The following is a 16,784-nucleotide window of genomic DNA, read 5'->3' on the forward strand; positions in this document are numbered from 1 at the left end:
CACCTGCGCAGGTGAGTTGAATGCAGAGAATTCTCGTTGTTGAAGATGAACCGGAGATGGCCCGCGGGCTAAAGGACATTCTCGAATTTGAAGGCTACCAGGCGACCATTGCGGCCAGCGGCAAGGAAGGCCTCCAAATGGTGGTGCGGGAGGCTCCTGACTGCATTATCCTTGACCTCATGTTGCCCGATCTCAGCGGCTATCAGGTGTGCGGGCAGATCCGTCGGCAGAAAATCAACACGCCCATCATCATGCTTACCGCGAAGGCGCAGGACTACGATAAGATAAGGGGGCTGGAGGCGGGTGCCGACGACTACCTGACCAAGCCCTTCAGCGTCGGCGAACTGCTGGCGCGCGTGATGGCCCTGCTGCGCCGGAGCAGCGGGTACACCAAGGATGTCGATGTCATCCAGGTCGGCTCCAGTCTCGTCGATGTGAAGCATTTTACCGTTCAGCGAGGCAAAAAAGAGCATTCGCTGTCACATTACGAAGTCGAGCTCTTCAAGCTCCTGCATGCAAACGCCAACCAGCCGGTCACGCGGGATGAAATCCTCAACAAGGTCTGGGGAACCCTGAACTATCCCACCAACCGGACGGTGGATAACTTCATTGTGAAGCTCAGAAAGAAGATCGAAGAAGATTACCGGAATCCCAAGCACATCCTGACCATTTACGGTGTCGGCTACAAGCTCAGCCCATGATGTTCCTACTCGACATTCTGAAAACGCTCGCTTTTCGCTCCCGCTCGCTGAGAGCGCTCGGCGCGCGGCGCGCATCCATCACCGCTCTGATCTCCCTTGCGGTGGGATTTCTGGCATTTATCCTGGTACGGAACAACGCGACCTTGAATGTAGTTCCCTATATCCATCCACAACCGGGCTTCCTCGAGTCATTCCTGGAAAGCCACCTGTTGCAGATGCTCCTGTTCCTTTCGCTGGTCTATGTTCCTGTGATCATCGTGTTGAGCAATGCGTTCGCCGGCGACGGCCTGGGATTTTCCATGTCGCGCGCCGAGTATAGGACGCATCTTTCTGCTTTGTTCCCACTCTGGGGGGTATTGTTTCTGATCGGTGCACCGCTCGTGCCTTATTTTCTGGATCTGGGATTTCTGGTAATCAGTGCGGGCGAGTTCTGGCTCTTTCTGACCTTGGTTGTCTATACGGTCTGGGCCGTCAAGGAGCTGGATTACATCCCGACGGCGTTGGCCCTCGGCGTCTTCATCCTGTCCCTGGTCACCCTTCCCGTCCTCTTTGTGCTGACCAACTTTCTGTTTGCCCTCCCCTTCTTTGTGGTGCTCCCCGTCCTGTATGTGTTCCTCCAGCGCCTGCGCGAACTGGTCGCGACGAAAACATTATTGCGCGGTTTTCGGCAGCACCTGCGAACGCTGACGCTCAACCCTCGTGATGCCGACGCGCATTATCAACTCGGTTTGCTTCACTTCCAGGGTGGACACCTGGAAACTGCACGGGGCTACTTCGAGCAGGCGCTTGCGATCGACCTCCAGGATCCCGACTATCACTACTACATGGGACGTATCTTCGAAAGCCGGGAGGATTGGCCCAAAGCGGCGGCCGAGTACGAGGAGACTTATCGGCTGAATCCTGAGTACGGGTTGGGCGACATTTTCCGCGAAGTGGGCAAGGGATACCTGCACACCGACAGAGCGGAAAAGGCGATCGAGTTTCTCAGGTTTTTTCTTGAGCGCCGCGGCTCCGATCCCCAGGGAAGGTATTGGCTGGCCGTAGCGCTGCAGAGAACCGGCAATGCGGGGGAGATGCGCGCACAACTGAACACCATCCTGGATCAGGCACGCTCCAATCCCCGTTTTTTCCGCAGAGAGCACAGAGAATGGATCTACCGGGCCCGCATCCTCCTGCGGGGCACCGCGAACTGAGGGCTGACTTAAGACCTCCGACTTGAATCCTGGAAATTGTGCGCGCAGCACCGGCGTCGGAGGTCGGCAGTCGGAAGCAGGATTACAATTGAATACAATTCTGGACATTCTGATGACAACCATCGCGCGGAGCTTTCCTATACTCCCGACTTTGGGTGAGGAAAGTCATGCAGTACCTCTGGTCCCACATCTCATCATGGCAAAAGTTCCAGGAGACGGGAAACATTTCGTATCTGTACCAGATGGATTCCTTCGACAAGGCCATCATCTGGGCGTATTTTACGATCCTGGCCATTCTCAGCTTCTACGGCCTGCACCGATACATGCTGGTCTGGCTCTTTCGAAGGCATCGCAACCATGTGCCAGGCTGCCTCGAGCGCTTCCAGGAGCTGCCGCAAGTTACCGTCCAACTCCCTTTTTACAACGAAATGTATGTGGTGAAGCGGGTGATCGACGCGGTGTGCGCTTTCGACTACCCCCGCGACCGGCTCGAAATCCAGCTGCTGGACGATTCTACGGATGAGACCCGGAAGATCGCGCGCGAGGCCGCCGATGAGTGGCACAGGCAAGGCATCGACATCCACTATATTCACCGGGACAACCGCTCGGGATTCAAAGCCGGCGCGCTCGAGAACGGGCTCAAAACCGCCAAGGGTGAGTTCGTAGCAATCTTCGATGCCGACTTCGTGCCCCTGCCTGATTTTCTGCAGAAAACCATTCACTATTTCACCGATCCGAAAGTCGGCCTCGTGCAGGGGCGGTGGGAGCATATCAACAGGGAATATTCATTTCTCACCCGGGCGCAGGCGATCCTTCTGGACGGCCACTTCATGATGGAAAGCAACACCCGTTATCTGTGCGGCCGCTTCTTCAACTTCAACGGCACAGCGGGAATCCTGCGCAGGCAGGCCATCCGGGATGCCGGCGGATGGGAGCACGACACTCTGACCGAGGACCTTGATTTGAGTTACCGGGCCCAGATGAAAGGCTGGAAATTCGTTTTCCTGCCGGATCTCCTGGCCCCGGCGGAACTCCCGGTCGAAATAAACTCCTTCAAGGCCCAGCAGTGCCGGTGGGCGAAGGGAGCCATGCAAACCGGCAAGAAAGTGCTGCCAAGGCTGTTGCGGAGCAATCTCAGCCCCGCGGAGAAGCTGGAGGCCTGGTATCATCTCACCGGGAATGTTTGTTATCCGGTGATGCTGTTACTTGCGCTCCTGCTTTTCCCTGCTTTGATCGTGCGCTTCAACCAAGGCTATTTCGATTTGTTGACAGTCGACTTGCCGCTGTTTGCACTCTCCTTTGCCAGCGTCAACTGTTTTTATATCTCGAGCCAGAAAGCTCTGCACAAAGACTGGTGGAAGAGAATCCTCTATCTGCCGGGTGTCATGGCGCTTGGAATCGGGATGACCGTTGCAGTGGCCAAGGCCGTACTTGAAGGAGCCGTCGGCGTAAAAAGCCCCTTCGTGCGCACGCCCAAGTTTTCCGTCGAAGGAAACACGCGGGATTGGAAGAAGAAGAAGTACCGCGGACGCATGGGCATCCTGCCTTTGGTGGAGGTCGGTTTCGGTCTCTATTTCAGTTTCGTCAACTACTACGCATGGAGCCTGGGCATCTACGGCATAATTCCATTTCTGTTCCTCTTCCAGTTCGGCTACCTCTACACCGGCCTGGGATCCATGACTCAGCATTTCAAGCACGTGAATCTGCCGTCGCTCAGGTTGCCCTCGAGATTCCGCTGGGTCCCCGGCAAAGAGGAACTGGAACCGAAGCCTGAAAAAGCCTGAGGGAGTAAAGCGCCATTCCGATTTTCCAGTCCTCTCCTGCAGGGGTCGTCAAGGGAGAACTGGAAAATCGGAATGTCCCCTTTTTGCCAGCGCTGATGCCGGCGTTTCCCCCGTCAATCTGAAGTAGTCCTCCGGAGTGTCGACGTCTTCGACTGAACCCTTTTCAGAAGTCTCAAGCCATGCTGCCTGACTCTTGTGGCGGGCGACAATGAGTTTAGGGCTCCCGTCGGGAGGCGCAGACAGCAACTCCTCGATCAGCATCGGCCCGAAGATCGCCGGATGACCCGCTTTCCCCTCGCAGCGTGGCATGGCAAGCGGAGCTGAGGAGCCCTGGAAGAGTTGGATCAGGTTGCGGACCAACTCAATCGAAACGAGCGGCTGGTCGACAGGCCAGATCAAGCAACCTCCACAATCCGGATCCAGGTCCTCCAACGCCAGCCTCAGGGATGAAACCTGGCCGCGTTCAGGATTGGGATTGGTCAACACTCGCACTTTGCGGGAAATCAGCAAGGGCTGGATGCGGAACTCGTGAATTCCCAGGACCACGCGCGCGGCGGGCAGCTCTAACGCATCCAAGGTCTTCAGGATGCGTGTCAGGAAAGTGTCATCCCCCAATGGGAGGAGTGCCTTGGGATAACCCATCCTCGATGAATCACCGGCGGCAAGGACCACGGGCGTGATAATTTTCATCTTGTATCCGATAAAACTCCCAAGCGTCTTCGGCGCGCTGGATAAGCAGATGAATACTATGGTATCAAATAGGCGTGAATCTTTTTTGTCTTTTGAGTTTGTCTTCGGGCGCTCAACCCACATGTAGGGGGGTCAGGCGGAGATCAGGAGGGATCCATGCAGTTCCTGGCACTTGTGTGGCTGGCTCTGCTGAGCCAGGCGACGCAGTCAACCCTGCCCGGGCAAGCGCAAGGCGGAGTGACGCGTGATCCCGAGAAAAGCGCCTATTTTGCCTTCGTGGATCACGACTACATCTTCACGGTGGAAATCGTCGGCCCCGGCATCCCGCTGCTCAATTTCGTTTCGATGGCCGAAGATGCCAAATCCCTTTCGGCCAAGCAAGTCCGTGTGAAGCTCGAGAATCGCACGGTCGTTATCCAAAGCTTCCTAATTGATACCGGTGATCCGAAGGAACCGCTTACGACCGCCTCCCTGAACTTGCGGCCCAGATCCTCCTTCGGGGTGCGGATTCAGGGCGATTTGGGCGATGCCAGAGAGCTATGGGGAGTGACTATCCGGTTAGGTGCAGAGGATCTCAAGCTCGCTCCGCTCACGAGCCTCGTGTTCGAAAACCTGGTTCTCAAGGTGAACCGGATCAACCTGGGCTCACCGAATTTCCGGGACGACTGGCAGGCGGTGAAGCTGGAAGTGATGGGCACGCGATCGCCGGTGTCCCGCCGTCGTGATTGACGCCCGACGGTTGGTGGATGAGCGATCGATCCCGCCTGAAGCATCATTCATCATTGATAATTGTGCAATTGCCGCCGAGCGATTTCGCGCCGTACATCGCGCGATCCGCCCTTTCGACCAGATCCTCTGCTTCCGCAGCATCCGCGGACGATGTGATGCCGATGCTCACCGTAATCTCGTGCTGGAAATGGCGCCCCACGCTCTCACGAATGCGTTCGGCGACGACCCGGGCATTGTCAAGGGTGGTTTCAGGCATTATGATCGTGAACTCGTCCCCGCCGTAGCGGTAGCAGGTATCCACCTTGGAACGCACCAGGCTCAGGATCAGCTCGGCCGTCTCCTTCAGCGCCTGATCTCCCCTGAGGTGGCCGTGAGTGTCGTTGAACTGCTTGAAGCGGTCCAGGTCGAAAAAGCACAGGGAGATGCTGCGCTGAAAACGATGGCAACGCTCCATCTCGGCCGTAATGGCGGCGAAGAACTGCCGGCGGTTGTAAAGACCGGTCAGTTCGTCGGTAATCGAGAGAGATTCGAGCATACGTTCCAGCAGCACATTTTCGGTTACATCCTGGACGATGCAGAGGAATCCTACCGGTCTTTTGGCAGGGTCGTAGACGCGCTGTAACGAAACGTCGAGGTAAGAAACGACTTCGGCGCCCTGCTGCGCGAGCTTGATACGCTCAAGGGTCGAAATCGTGGGATTGGCGATGTATGCGGACAACTCGCGGCGGAAGCGGGAATCGGTGAACAGGGTGAGGATGTCCTCGCCGACAATCTGTTTCTGGGACAGCCGGAAAATAGTCTCGGATCCGATGCTGCTGGTCATGACGAAGCCGAGGGTGTCGGTGGAAAGAACCGCCAGATGCTTGGCGGATTCGAGAATGGCCTGCATGTATTCGTTGGACTCCTGTGCGTGCTCCAGAGCACGCAGGTTGTCGTAGGCCGAAGCCATGAGGGAGGCGATGGCCTCCATCGTGTCGAGGTCCTCGGAGGGGAAAGCGTCCAGCCGGTTGCTCTCCAGAAAGAGGATTCCGAGCAGCTTCCCGCGCAGGCGGATCGGGACGGCGAGTTCGGAACCGGCCTCTGGGCCCGCTGAGACGGGGAGGTTGTTATTGCACAAGATGCTGTTTTGGCGCGCGCACTCTTCAACCATCGCCGGCAAATTAGACTCCGCTGCAGCCCCCAGCCTGCAGGCCTGTGCGGCAATCGTCAGCCCATCCGGCGCCGGACCGGCGGTCCATATCTGCACCCGCACATAATCGAAGCTGAGCCGGATCAGTGTGGAAGCAGAGGCGAGGAAGTCCGCTAAATCCTCAACCATCACGGCCTGTTTGGCAATCTCGCTCACCATCGAAAGCTGCCGGCCGCGACGGCATTCCAGGTAATGCATGTCGGAGTTTTCAACCGCCAGCGCCAGATGGGCGGTCGTATAAGAGAGCAGGCTCATGTGCACCGCTGTCAGACGGCTTCCTCGCTGCAGTGCCAGGATCAACACCCCTTTGAATTTGTCTTTCAGCACCAGGGGCGAATAGATGACGGTGCCGGTGTCCTGCTGCAGCAGGTGCCGCTGCTCGATGGCATCCTGCGCGACGCCGGTGCCGAACTCAATGACGCGCGGCTCGTGGTCGACGATGCATTGCCGCAGGCGCGAGTTCTCGAGGACGATCACTCGTGGTCCGACCAGGGGTGCGCCTTCGCCCTGATCGAGGGCGTACAGCGTGGCGGTCGAGTCGTTGGTTCGATGGTGGACGAGGCTCAGGCGCTCCAACGGGAGATGCCCCTGCAGCGCATGGAGGCAGGCGCGGAGGATTTCGCCGAGATTGAGAGACCCATGGATGGATGTCGCAAGTGCAGCCGCGGCGGCGAGAGTGAGCGGAGCTTCGGTCGATGAGACCTTGCGCCGGCTTTGATCGTTCAGCGTCCGGGCGTTCATGACGCCTCCCGATGGAAGCCGTTGGTTCTGGTGAGCTTTGTCTGTTCCTCGCGACGGGCTGTGTCGTTCATGGCCGGCATGTCCGAAAGTAGTCGATCAGGCTCTGTGACCATTCCTCGAGGGCAGACACCGCGATCCCACCTGCCTGGGCCAGTTCGGGCTTCCCGCCGCCCTTGCCGCCGAGCTTGCCGGCCACCTGTTTGATGGCTGCTCCGCAGTCCCCGGGGACGTCCGCGCTGCGGGCTACCACCAGCTGCGCGGTTTCCTGGGTCGCGGACAGAATGGCCACCGTTGCCGGCGAGGCCGTAGCTTTTTGAGCTAAACCCTTCAGGCTCTCGATTTTGCGATCGCCGTAGCTCCGACGTATCAATATGATTCCACCTGTCTTATCGGCACGATTCAGCAAGTCCTGAGCTTCCATTTCCAGAATTTGATCCTCCAGGTGCTTCTTCTCCCGGACGAGCGCCGACCGTTCCAGCAGGAATTTTTCTGTAAGCCGCGCCAACTCATGGGGATGTGCAGAAAACAGTTTTCCCAACTCCTTCAGGACTTCATGATCCTTCCGGAATGCGGTCAGAGCCCGGCCGCCACAAACAAATTCGACTCTGGTGCCTCCCTTATAGCGCTCACTGCCCAGGATGAAGATCATCCCGATCTCCCCGCAGCGGCGCACGTGCGTTCCCCCGCACGGAGAACGATCGAAACCTTCGATATCAATGACCCGGATCTCGCCTTCGCGGTGAGACTCCTTGCGGACTCCCAGGGCGCTCAACTCCCCGCGGTTGACATTCAGAATTCGTACCGGACGATCCTCAAAGATGATCCGCGCAGCCAGTTCTTCAGCTGAACCCACGACGATGGGATCCGCCTGGTCGAGGTCGATATCAATGGTCGAAGTCTCCTGGCCGAGATGGAAGGACAGCGTGGACGCCTGTGCCACGCGCAGGAATGCCTGAGACAGGATGTGCTGGCCCGTATGCTGCTGCATGTGATCGAAGCGCCGCCCCCAGTCGATGGTGCCGCTCACCTCTCCCGGCGCCAGCGGCGATGCGAGCACGTGGACGATTCTTCCCGAGGCATCCTCTTCCACGACTTCCACCCGCACGCCCCCCAGCAGCCCCGTATCGCACGGCTGACCTCCCGATGCGGGATAAAAAGCCGTCCGATCCAGAACAACGGCCGGCTTCTGCCCCACGTTGATCTGCTCGAGCACGACGGCGGCAAATTCGGTCATGTAGGAATCGTCATAGTACAGGTGTTTTGTCATGCGGCCGCTCCTGAGAATGAGGAAATTGATTTAATCATAGAATCGATGCCCCGAAAAGCACTTGGATGAAAAGCGTCAGAACGCGAATCCGCGCGGACGAAGCGGATCAAAGGACATGCGTGGAAATTCGCGCCATTCCTGGCTGCTTCCCGTTGTTGAAGAGTCCTCTTTCGAGCAGGGCTCAGACAACAGCGGGGGGAAACGTGCCTCTGCGCTCTCTGCGCCCTCTGCGATGGGATTTCGACCATCGGCTCTTACGCGCACGAGGTTTCTTGACACCGCTTTGGAGCGGTGTCTATACTCCCCGGCATGACTCAGTCCAATGCGACATTTCATGGCACCACCATCCTGCTGGTCAGGCGCGGGGAAGAGACCGCCATTGCCGGTGACGGCCAGGTCACCCTGGGGGACACGGTCATCAAGTCAAGCGCCAGAAAAATACGGCGACTTTACAACGACCGCATTCTCGTGGGCTTTGCGGGCGCCACGGCGGATTCATTCGCGCTCTTTTCCAGGCTGGAAGCGAAGCTCGAGCAGTTTCACGGCAATCTCAACCGCGCCGCGGTCGAACTGGCCCAGGAATGGCGCATGGACAGGGCTCTGCGCCATCTTGAGGCCTTCCTCCTCGCCACGGACGGCAAGTCCAACTACCTGCTCTCCGGGACCGGCGATGTCATCGAGCCGGACGACGGCACTCTCGCAGTAGGTTCAGGCGGGAGCTACGCGCTTTCCGCTGCCCGGGCGCTCTTGCGCCACACCAGGCTGTCCGCAAGGGAAATCGCTCTCGCGGCGGTCAAGATCGCAAGCGAGATATGCATTTTTACCAATGGAGAGGTCATCGTCGAGGAGTTGAAACCTGCCAGGCGCACCAAGCGGCGCAAATGAAGCCCCACCTCGACTAGAACCGGCTCGGATAAACCTGCCGGCCATCGGCCGCCCGGGTGCGGGAAAGGAATCTGCTGGAAGTGCGTAGACGTCATGCAACCCCTGCCCGAGGGCTCGACGAAATGTCGCCCCGCGAGATTGTTGCTGAGCTCGATCGCTACGTGGTCGGGCAACAGGAAGCCAAGAAGGCGGTTGCGATCGCACTGCGCAATCGCGTCCGGCGCCAAAAGCTGGATGAGGAGATGGCGGAGGAGGTCGCACCCAAGAACATCATCATGATCGGCCCGACCGGCGTGGGGAAGACCGAAATCGCACGCCGGCTCGCGCGCCTAGCCAACTCTCCGTTTCTGAAAGTCGAGGCTACGAAATACACCGAGGTCGGCTACGTCGGCAGGGACGTCGAATCGATGATCCGTGACCTGGTAGAGACAGCCGTCGACATGGTTCGAATTGAACGCATTACGGAAGTCGCGGAGACGGCAGAACGCAATGCGGAAGAGCGCGTCCTTGATCTCCTTTTGTCCGGTCTTCAGCCCATGCCCGGGGAGAGCGGGTCCGGCAACGCGAGCAAGGATCGCGATCTCGTCGAGCGCCTGCGCGAGAAATTGCGTAAGCAGCTGCGGGCGGGCAGGTTAGACCAACGCGTCATCGAGATGGAAGTCCGGGAGCATCCCATGAGCCCCTTTGCTTTTCAAGTTTTCGAAGGTGCGAGCATGGAGGAGATCCAGTTCAACATGAAGGATCTGATCACCGGCATGATGGAGGGCAAGCCCAAAAAACGCCATATGCGGGTAGACGAGGCTCTGGACTACCTTGAGCAGGAGGAAGAGCAAAAGCTGGTTGACATGGAGCAGGTTGCCAGGATCGCGCTCGACCGCGTCGAGGATAACGGCATTATCTTTTTGGATGAGATCGACAAGATCTCCGGGCGCGAGAGCGGCCATGGTCCGGACGTGAGCCGCGAAGGGGTGCAGCGCGACATCCTCCCGATCGTGGAGGGCACCAGTGTCAACACCCGGTACGGCATGGTCCGCACCGATCACATCCTTTTTATAGCTGCGGGCGCGTTTCACGTGTCCAAGCCGTCCGACCTCATTCCCGAAATTCAGGGGCGCTTTCCGATTCGCGTGGAGATGAAGACTCTGGCCCAGGACGATTTCGTCCGCATCCTCACCGAACCCAGGAACGCCCTGATCAAGCAATACGTGGCGCTACTGAAGACCGAGGGAGTGAAGCTCCGGTTTGAAGAAGATGCCATCCGCGAAATCGCGCGCATGGCGTGCCTCGTGAACGACAGTTCTGAGAACATCGGCGCCCGCCGCCTGCACACTATGATGGAGGCGCTGCTGGAGAACATCCTTTTCAAGGGGAGTGAGTTGACAACGAAAACCGTCCGGATCGACGCAGAATATGTGCGCCATAAACTAGGCGACATTGTGGCCGACAAGGACACCAGCCGGTACATCCTGTAATGGTTGCGAGCCGTTTCACCCCCTCCTTCTCTTTGTGGCGCGTGCATCCAGCCGGTGGCGGCAAAGTGCCGCGGACAGGATGCCCGCGCCCTAAAGCCGCCTGCTGCCTGCTCCTGCTCTGCTTCGCCGGCCTGAGTTCCTGCGCGAAGGAAAGCGAGCCCCAGCCGCCCCTGGTGCTCGTGCCCAGGGCTGCGACCGATCTAAGGGCGCGCCAGTACGACGAGAGGATTCTGCTGACTGTGTCCATGCCTGCCCAGAACACCAACGGTTCGCAGGTGACCACCCTCGGCCAGGTCGAAATATTTCGTCTGGCAAGCGATCGCGGAAATGCCGGACCGCTCCCGGAGGCCGAATTCCTGGCGCAGGCCGAACGTATACTTGCCGTTCCCGTTAAGGAACTGGGACGATATCTGATCGACGGCGCCCTGACTTTTGGGGATCCCACTCCCGCCGATCCAGCCACGTTCTACGCCCAGGGGATCCGCTATGCCGTCCGTTTTATCAACCGGAAAAACCAGACTGCGGGATTGAGCAACCAGGTGTTTGTGGCTCCTGTCTCTATCCCGGCCGCTCCCGAAGGGCTCTCGTCTGCGGTCTTGCGCGACAGCATCCGGCTGACCTGGAAGCCGCCCGTTAGGAACGCGGATGGGTCGGTGCCGGCGCGGGTCGCAGGGTACAATCTCTATCGCTCCGAGGATCCCAAGGCCTTCCCGGCCGCTCCGCTCAACGTCGCGCCGCTGCCCAACCCGGAGTTTGAGGATCGCGACTTTGAGTTCGACACGCCCTACTATTATAAGGTGGCTGTGGTGGGAAGCCGGGAAAACCCGTACGCTGAAAGCCTCCCCTCGGCTGTGCTCCAGGTTATTCCACGCGACGTATTCCCGCCCGGACTCCCGACAAACCTATCTTACGTAGTGGAGAACGGCGTGGTGACGCTGTTGTGGGAGCCGCCGGACGACGCCGATCTTGCCGGTTATGAGATCTATCGCCAGGAAGAAGGCACGTCCGAGCGCATTCTCCTTCAGGTACAGCTGGTGACGACCTTGAGCTTTCGCGATGATCAGGTGCGCCCGGGGAAAAAGTACGCATACAGCGTCGTTGCCGTGGACACTCACAAAAATGAGAGCCGGGCTGCGACCACAACCGTGGAGGTTCGATGAGAATCTGTCGCTTCAGCTATCAGGAAGAGATCGGCTGCGGCCGGATCGAAGGCAGTGTCGTCAGAGTATGCCGAGGCAATCTGCCGGGGACAATGGTCCCGACCGGCGTGAGCCTGCCGCTTGCGGACGTGCGCCTGCTGGCGCCTTGTTTGCCGGGCAAGATCATCGGCATCGGCCGCAACTATGCGGCCCACGCCCGGGAAATGGGCAACGCCCCGCCGGAAGAGGACCCCATGATCTTTCTGAAGCCACCGAGTGCGGTGATCTCCCCGGGTGACGCGATTGTCCTTCCTGCCGTCTCCAGGCGTGTGGATCATGAGGCCGAATTGGGCGTGGTCATCGGCAAAGCGGCACGCAACATACCGGAGGATGAGGACCCTCTCCGCTATGTACTCGGCTATGCGTGCGTGAATGATGTGAGTGCACGGGACCTGCAAAAAAAGGATGTCCAATTTACCCGCGGCAAGGGCTTCGACACCTTTTGTCCGTTCGGTCCCTGGATCGAAACGGAACTCGATCCGGCCGACGTAATGGTCACTGGCCGCGTCAATGGCGAGATTCGCCAGCAGGCCCGCACCGGCGAGATGATTTTCCCGGTCAGGCGGCTGATTCGCTTTATAGCAGGCATCATGACGCTGTTGCCGGGCGACTTGATTGCCACGGGCACGCCGGCCGGCGTCGGGCCACTCGCGCCCGGGGACGTGGTGGAAGTGGAAGTCGAAGGCATCGGCACCCTGCGCAATCCCGTCATTTGAGTTTGGATTTTAGATTTTGGATTTTGAAATTGGCTGGCCGGCTTGGATGGGGTGCGTTGGGGAAGCGCCATCAAGTAACATTCTATAATCCGAAATCCGGCGGGCCGGAGGCCGGATGTTGGAGGTCTGTTATAATAGGCGAACCTGTGAGGGAGGGCTCCATGAGGTTTTTTCTCGATACCGCCAACATTGACGAAATCCGCAAGGTTGCGGAGTATGGTCTGATCGACGGTGTGACCACCGATCCCTCATTGGTTGCCAAAGAAAAACGGGATTTGAAAGATATTCTCCTCTAACGCGCAGTTGATGACCTGACACTTGCAGGCTGGCGTAACTATGGACATTTCCGAGAAACTCCAGGAACTGGAACAACTGAACCGACGGGCCGAAGCGGCGGGAGGACCCGAGCGGCTCAAGCGGCAGCATGACGCCGGGAAGATGACTGCCAGGGAAAGGATCAACTTCCTGCTGGATGAAGGCAGTTTCGAAGAACTGGACAGGTTCGTCGAGCACCGCTGCATGGATTTCGGCATGGAGAAGCAGAAAATCCTGGGCGATGGGGTCGTCACCGGCTTCGGCCGCATCGACGGTCGTGTCGTCTACGTTTTTGCCCAGGACTTCACGATCTTCGGCGGCAGCCTCAGTGAGGCTTATGCCGAGAAAATCTGCAAGGTCATGGACCTGGCCATGAAGATGGGCGCACCCATCATCGGCCTGAACGACTCCGGCGGGGCCCGCATCCAGGAGGGGGTGGTGAGCCTGGCGGGCTATGCCGATATCTTTCTGCGCAACACGGTTGCCAGCGGCGTGATTCCGCAGATCTCGGCCATCATGGGCCCTTGTGCCGGGGGTGCTGTCTACTCGCCGGCCATCACCGATTTCATCCTCATGGTCAAGGATACCAGCTATATGTTTGTCACCGGGCCCGACGTGATCAAGACCGTGACTCACGAAGAGGTGACGATGGATGAGCTGGGTGGTGCGATTACCCACAACGTCACCAGCGGTGTCGCCCACTTTGCCGTAGCAGACGATCGCGAGTGTCTGGCTACTATCCGCGAACTGCTGACCTTTCTGCCTTCGAACAACATGGAGGATCCGCCCGCCAGGACCACGGCCGACCCTTGGGACCGGGAGGACGAGAAGTTGAACACCGTGGTGCCGAGCGATCCCAATCAGCCTTACGACATCAGGGATGTCATCCGGGCGGTCGTGGACGACCGCTACTTTTTCGAGGTGCACAAACACTTCGCCAAGAACATCGTGGTGGGATACGCGCGCCTGGATGGCCGCGCCGTCGGCATCGTCGCCAATCAGCCAGCATATCTTGCCGGCACGCTCGACATATCAGCATCGGTGAAAGGTGCTCGCTTTGTGCGTTTCTGCGATTCGTTCAACATCCCGCTGGTCACCTTCGAAGATGTGCCGGGCTTTCTGCCGGGCACGTCCCAGGAATTCGGAGGCATCATCAAACACGGTGCAAAGCTGCTATACGCGTTTGCAGAGGCAACCGTGCCGAAGATTACCGTAATCACGCGCAAGGCTTACGGCGGCGCCTATTGCGTCATGTCTTCCAAGCACATCCGGACGGACCTAAACTATGCTTATCCCACCGCCGAGATTGCGGTGATGGGGCCGGAAGGAGCAGTCAACATCCTCTACCGCAACGAGCTGAAAACGACGCCCGACACGGCAGAGTTTCGCGCGCGCAAGGTGGAGGACTTTCGCGCCAAGTTCGCCTCGCCTTACATCGCCGCCCGGCGCGGCTACATTGACGAGATCATCGAGCCGCGCGTTACGCGCCGCAAGTTGATCACGGGCTTGCGTATGCTCGAAAACAAGAGGGATTCCAACCCAGCCCGCAAGCATGGGAACATCCCGCTTTAAACTGGAGATCGATGGCAGACGGCCAAGACGTTCAAACTCCCGGACGCCAGAAGGATCCATGTGCTGTATTCCTGGCATTTTGATGTCTTGCCGGTCGGTTTCTGAATGCTTTGACAGAGAGAATCTGACTTCGGGACCGGTTATGTTTAAAAAGGTGCTCATCGCCAACCGGGGTGAGATCGCGGTCCGCATCATCCGCGCCTGCCGCGACATGGGGATTTCCCCCGTGGCGGTCTACTCAGAGGCGGATCGCGCATCCTATCATGTGCGCCTCGCTGACGAAGCTTATCTGCTCGGGCCGGCGCCTTCGGCCGAGAGCTACCTGGCAATCCGCAGGATCATCGAGGTTGCCAGGCATTGCCGGGCGGATGCCATACATCCGGGCTACGGTTTTCTGTCGGAAAACCCGCGTTTTGCGCGCGCCTGCGCCGACGCCGGCATTCCTCTGGTCGGTCCCTCCGCCGAATCCATGCGCCTGATGGGAAGCAAGACGGGGGCGCGCACGGTGCTGTTGGAATCCGGCGTGCCGGTTGTGCCCGGTACCTACCGGGCCCTGGCGTCACTCGACGAGGCGCTGACAGAGGCGAACCGGATCGGCTATCCGGTTATGCTCAAGGCCGCGGAGGGGGGTGGCGGAAAAGGCATGCGCCTGGTGCAGGATGAGCGGCACATGCCTGAAGATTTTGTGGCTGCCGGTTCTGAAGCGCAGAACGCTTTTGGCGATCCCTCGCTGTACCTGGAAAAATTCGTCGCGCGCCCGCGCCATGTGGAGATTCAGGTGCTGGCCGATCGATACGGAAATGCGGTTTACCTCGGCGAGCGGGAGTGTTCCCTGCAGCGCAGACACCAGAAGGTCATCGAAGAGTCTCCCAGCCCGGCACTGAACGAGGATCTGCGACGGCTGATGGGCGAGGCGGCGCTGCGGGTCATCCGGGCGGCGCGTTATGAAAATGCAGGGACGGTGGAGTTCCTTCTCGATGAGGATATGAAATTCTATTTTCTCGAGATGAATACCCGGCTTCAGGTGGAGCATCCGGTGACGGAAATGGTTACCGGCCTCGACCTGGTGGAGCAGCAACTGCGGATAGCGGCCGGCGAGCCGCTGGGCATTCGCCAGGAGGACATACGCCTGCGCGGCTGGGCTCTCGAGTGCCGCATCTATGCCGAGGATCCGGAGCGCAACTTTTTCCCCTCTCCAGGCACCATTCGTGAATTGATCGAGCCCAGCGGTGCAGGAATCCGGGTCGACTCCGGCGTTTACCGCGGGTGGGAGGTGCCGATCTACTACGACCCGCTCCTTGCGAAGCTGGTGGCTTTCGGAGCAGATCGGACCCAGGCCATCGCCCGAATGCGGCGGGCGATCGGGGAGTATCGCATCCTGGGCATCCACACAAACCTGGCTTTTTTCGGCGCCGTGCTCTCTGATCCCGATTTCATCGGCGGGAGGCTGTCGACGAATTTCATCGAAGAGTTCATGCAGCGCAGACCTAAGGCGGCGCCCGCACGTGCCAGCTCGGATGCCGCCTCGGTGGCGGCAGCGCTCGCCTATGCGGAAGCCGCCATGAATGGGAAGCCGTCAACAGCGCGACGGCTTGAGAGCGCCTGGAAGATGGCAAGCCGGGCCGGCAACACGCGGTTGCGGCAAGGTTGGCGCTACTAACCCACCCCGGGAGTGCGGCAGCCTGCCGCCTCCGGTCGGGGCAAAACAAGGTGGAGGCAAGCTTGCGCGCGCCGAACACTTCGCGGCATATGCCGATGCCTCATTTGAGAAGTTGTGACTGAATGTGCGTAATCCCGGGCATCCGATTGCCCGCTCCCAGAGGGATTCGTGATACTGGAAATCAAGGGTGACGATCATCGGGTGACGGTGGAGGTGACTTCCGCCGCGGGCACGCGGAGAGTGACCGTGGACGGGAGAGAAGTCCCGCATGATTGGGCGCTCCTTCCCAACGGCCACTACTCGTTGATCCTGGACGGTCGTGTCTATGATTTCATCATCGAGTTCTCCGACGGCAAGTGCTCTATGGTCGGACGCGAAGGTGCCCGCACTCTGCGGGTTTCCGATGCGCGCCGCCTGAACTCGCAGCAGGAAGTCGAAGAAGGCCAGGCGGGATTGCAGCGCCTCAACGCCGATATGCCCGGCAAAGTGGTTCGAGTCCTGGTCAAAGAAGGGGATCCGGTCGCCTATGATCAAAGCCTGCTGGTGCTGGAAGCCATGAAGATGCAGAACGACATTCGGGCACCCAAGAGCGGCACTGTCCGCGAAATCGGTGTATCCTCCGGCATGACAGTCAACACCGGCAGTTTCCTCATCAGCCTCGAATAACATCC

At 59.1% G+C, this 16,784-nt stretch carries 15 protein-coding genes; 12 read left to right on the forward strand and 3 right to left on the reverse strand.

The genetic code is table 11. The features are described 5' to 3' along the window. Positions 1-20 precede the first annotated feature (20 nt). The 3 genes from LAP85_16965 to LAP85_16975 all read left to right on the forward strand — a co-directional run bounded on the left by LAP85_16965 (position 21) and on the right by LAP85_16975 (position 3,678). Positions 21-701, forward strand: coding sequence for a response regulator transcription factor (locus LAP85_16965; GenBank protein ID MBZ5498093.1), 681 nt, complete (start codon positions 21-23; stop codon positions 699-701). Further along, positions 698-1,894, forward strand: a complete 1,197-nt coding sequence (locus LAP85_16970; protein MBZ5498094.1) for a tetratricopeptide repeat protein — start codon at positions 698-700, stop codon at positions 1,892-1,894. Before LAP85_16965 ends, LAP85_16970 begins: the two co-directional genes overlap by 4 nt. Positions 1,895-2,136: 242 nt before the next feature. Next, positions 2,137-3,678, forward strand: a complete 1,542-nt coding sequence (locus LAP85_16975) for a glycosyltransferase family 2 protein (protein ID MBZ5498095.1) — start codon at positions 2,137-2,139, stop codon at positions 3,676-3,678. 48 nt (positions 3,679-3,726) lie between these two features. Here the strand turns inward: LAP85_16975 and LAP85_16980 are convergent, their stop codons facing one another. Beyond that, entirely contained in the window at positions 3,727-4,368 is a 642-nt protein-coding gene (locus LAP85_16980; GenBank protein ID MBZ5498096.1) for a nucleotidyltransferase family protein, read from the reverse strand. 156 nt (positions 4,369-4,524) lie between these two features. On the opposite strand from LAP85_16980, the gene LAP85_16985 reads away from it, so the two are divergent. Beyond that, positions 4,525-5,097 carry a hypothetical protein gene (locus LAP85_16985; protein MBZ5498097.1) on the forward strand — a complete coding sequence of 191 codons (573 nt, stop codon included), beginning with the start codon at positions 4,525-4,527 and terminating at the stop codon, positions 5,095-5,097. Positions 5,098-5,140: 43 nt separating this feature from the next. On the opposite strand, the gene LAP85_16990 is transcribed toward LAP85_16985, so the two are convergent. Continuing rightward, on the reverse strand, positions 5,141-7,027 hold the full coding sequence (locus tag LAP85_16990; protein ID MBZ5498098.1) for a diguanylate cyclase: 1,887 nt from the start codon (positions 7,025-7,027) through the stop codon (positions 5,141-5,143). A 67-nt stretch (positions 7,028-7,094) separates the two neighbouring features. Beyond that, entirely contained in the window at positions 7,095-8,294 is a 1,200-nt protein-coding gene (locus LAP85_16995) for an alanyl-tRNA editing protein (protein MBZ5498099.1), read from the reverse strand. 309 nt (positions 8,295-8,603) lie between these two features. Between LAP85_16995 and hslV the strand changes: the two genes are divergently transcribed. From hslV to LAP85_17035, 8 genes are all read left to right on the forward strand, one after another. Further along, positions 8,604-9,179: an ATP-dependent protease subunit HslV gene (hslV, locus tag LAP85_17000; protein MBZ5498100.1), complete on the forward strand. Its 576-nt coding sequence runs from the start codon at positions 8,604-8,606 to the stop codon at positions 9,177-9,179. 122 nt (positions 9,180-9,301) lie between these two features. Further along, positions 9,302-10,651 (forward strand): ATP-dependent protease ATPase subunit HslU, encoded by a 1,350-nt coding sequence (gene hslU, locus LAP85_17005; protein ID MBZ5498101.1) that lies wholly within the window; start codon positions 9,302-9,304, stop codon positions 10,649-10,651. A gap of 65 nt (positions 10,652-10,716) precedes the next feature. Further along, complete coding sequence (locus LAP85_17010) at positions 10,717-11,811, forward strand: fibronectin type III domain-containing protein (protein MBZ5498102.1); 1,095 nt, start codon at positions 10,717-10,719, stop codon at positions 11,809-11,811. After that, positions 11,808-12,566 carry a fumarylacetoacetate hydrolase family protein gene (locus LAP85_17015; GenBank protein ID MBZ5498103.1) on the forward strand — a complete coding sequence of 253 codons (759 nt, stop codon included), beginning with the start codon at positions 11,808-11,810 and terminating at the stop codon, positions 12,564-12,566. The genes LAP85_17010 and LAP85_17015 overlap by 4 nt, the downstream gene beginning before the upstream one ends. A gap of 161 nt (positions 12,567-12,727) precedes the next feature. Continuing rightward, positions 12,728-12,862 carry a hypothetical protein gene (locus LAP85_17020; GenBank protein MBZ5498104.1) on the forward strand — a complete coding sequence of 45 codons (135 nt, stop codon included), beginning with the start codon at positions 12,728-12,730 and terminating at the stop codon, positions 12,860-12,862. Positions 12,863-12,902: 40 nt separating this feature from the next. Beyond that, a complete protein-coding gene (locus LAP85_17025; protein MBZ5498105.1) occupies positions 12,903-14,453 on the forward strand; it encodes a methylmalonyl-CoA carboxyltransferase in 1,551 nt (516 codons plus the stop codon). 142 nt (positions 14,454-14,595) lie between these two features. Next, positions 14,596-16,113, forward strand: a complete 1,518-nt coding sequence (accC, locus tag LAP85_17030) for an acetyl-CoA carboxylase biotin carboxylase subunit (GenBank protein MBZ5498106.1) — start codon at positions 14,596-14,598, stop codon at positions 16,111-16,113. Positions 16,114-16,281: 168 nt separating this feature from the next. Continuing rightward, on the forward strand, positions 16,282-16,779 hold the full coding sequence (locus tag LAP85_17035; GenBank protein MBZ5498107.1) for a biotin/lipoyl-binding protein: 498 nt from the start codon (positions 16,282-16,284) through the stop codon (positions 16,777-16,779). The last annotated feature ends 5 nt before the right edge of the window (positions 16,780-16,784 follow it).

It is taken from the genome of Terriglobia bacterium, from assembly GCA_020072565.1.
Lineage (GTDB): Bacteria > Acidobacteriota > UBA6911 > UBA6911 > UBA6911 > JAFNAG01.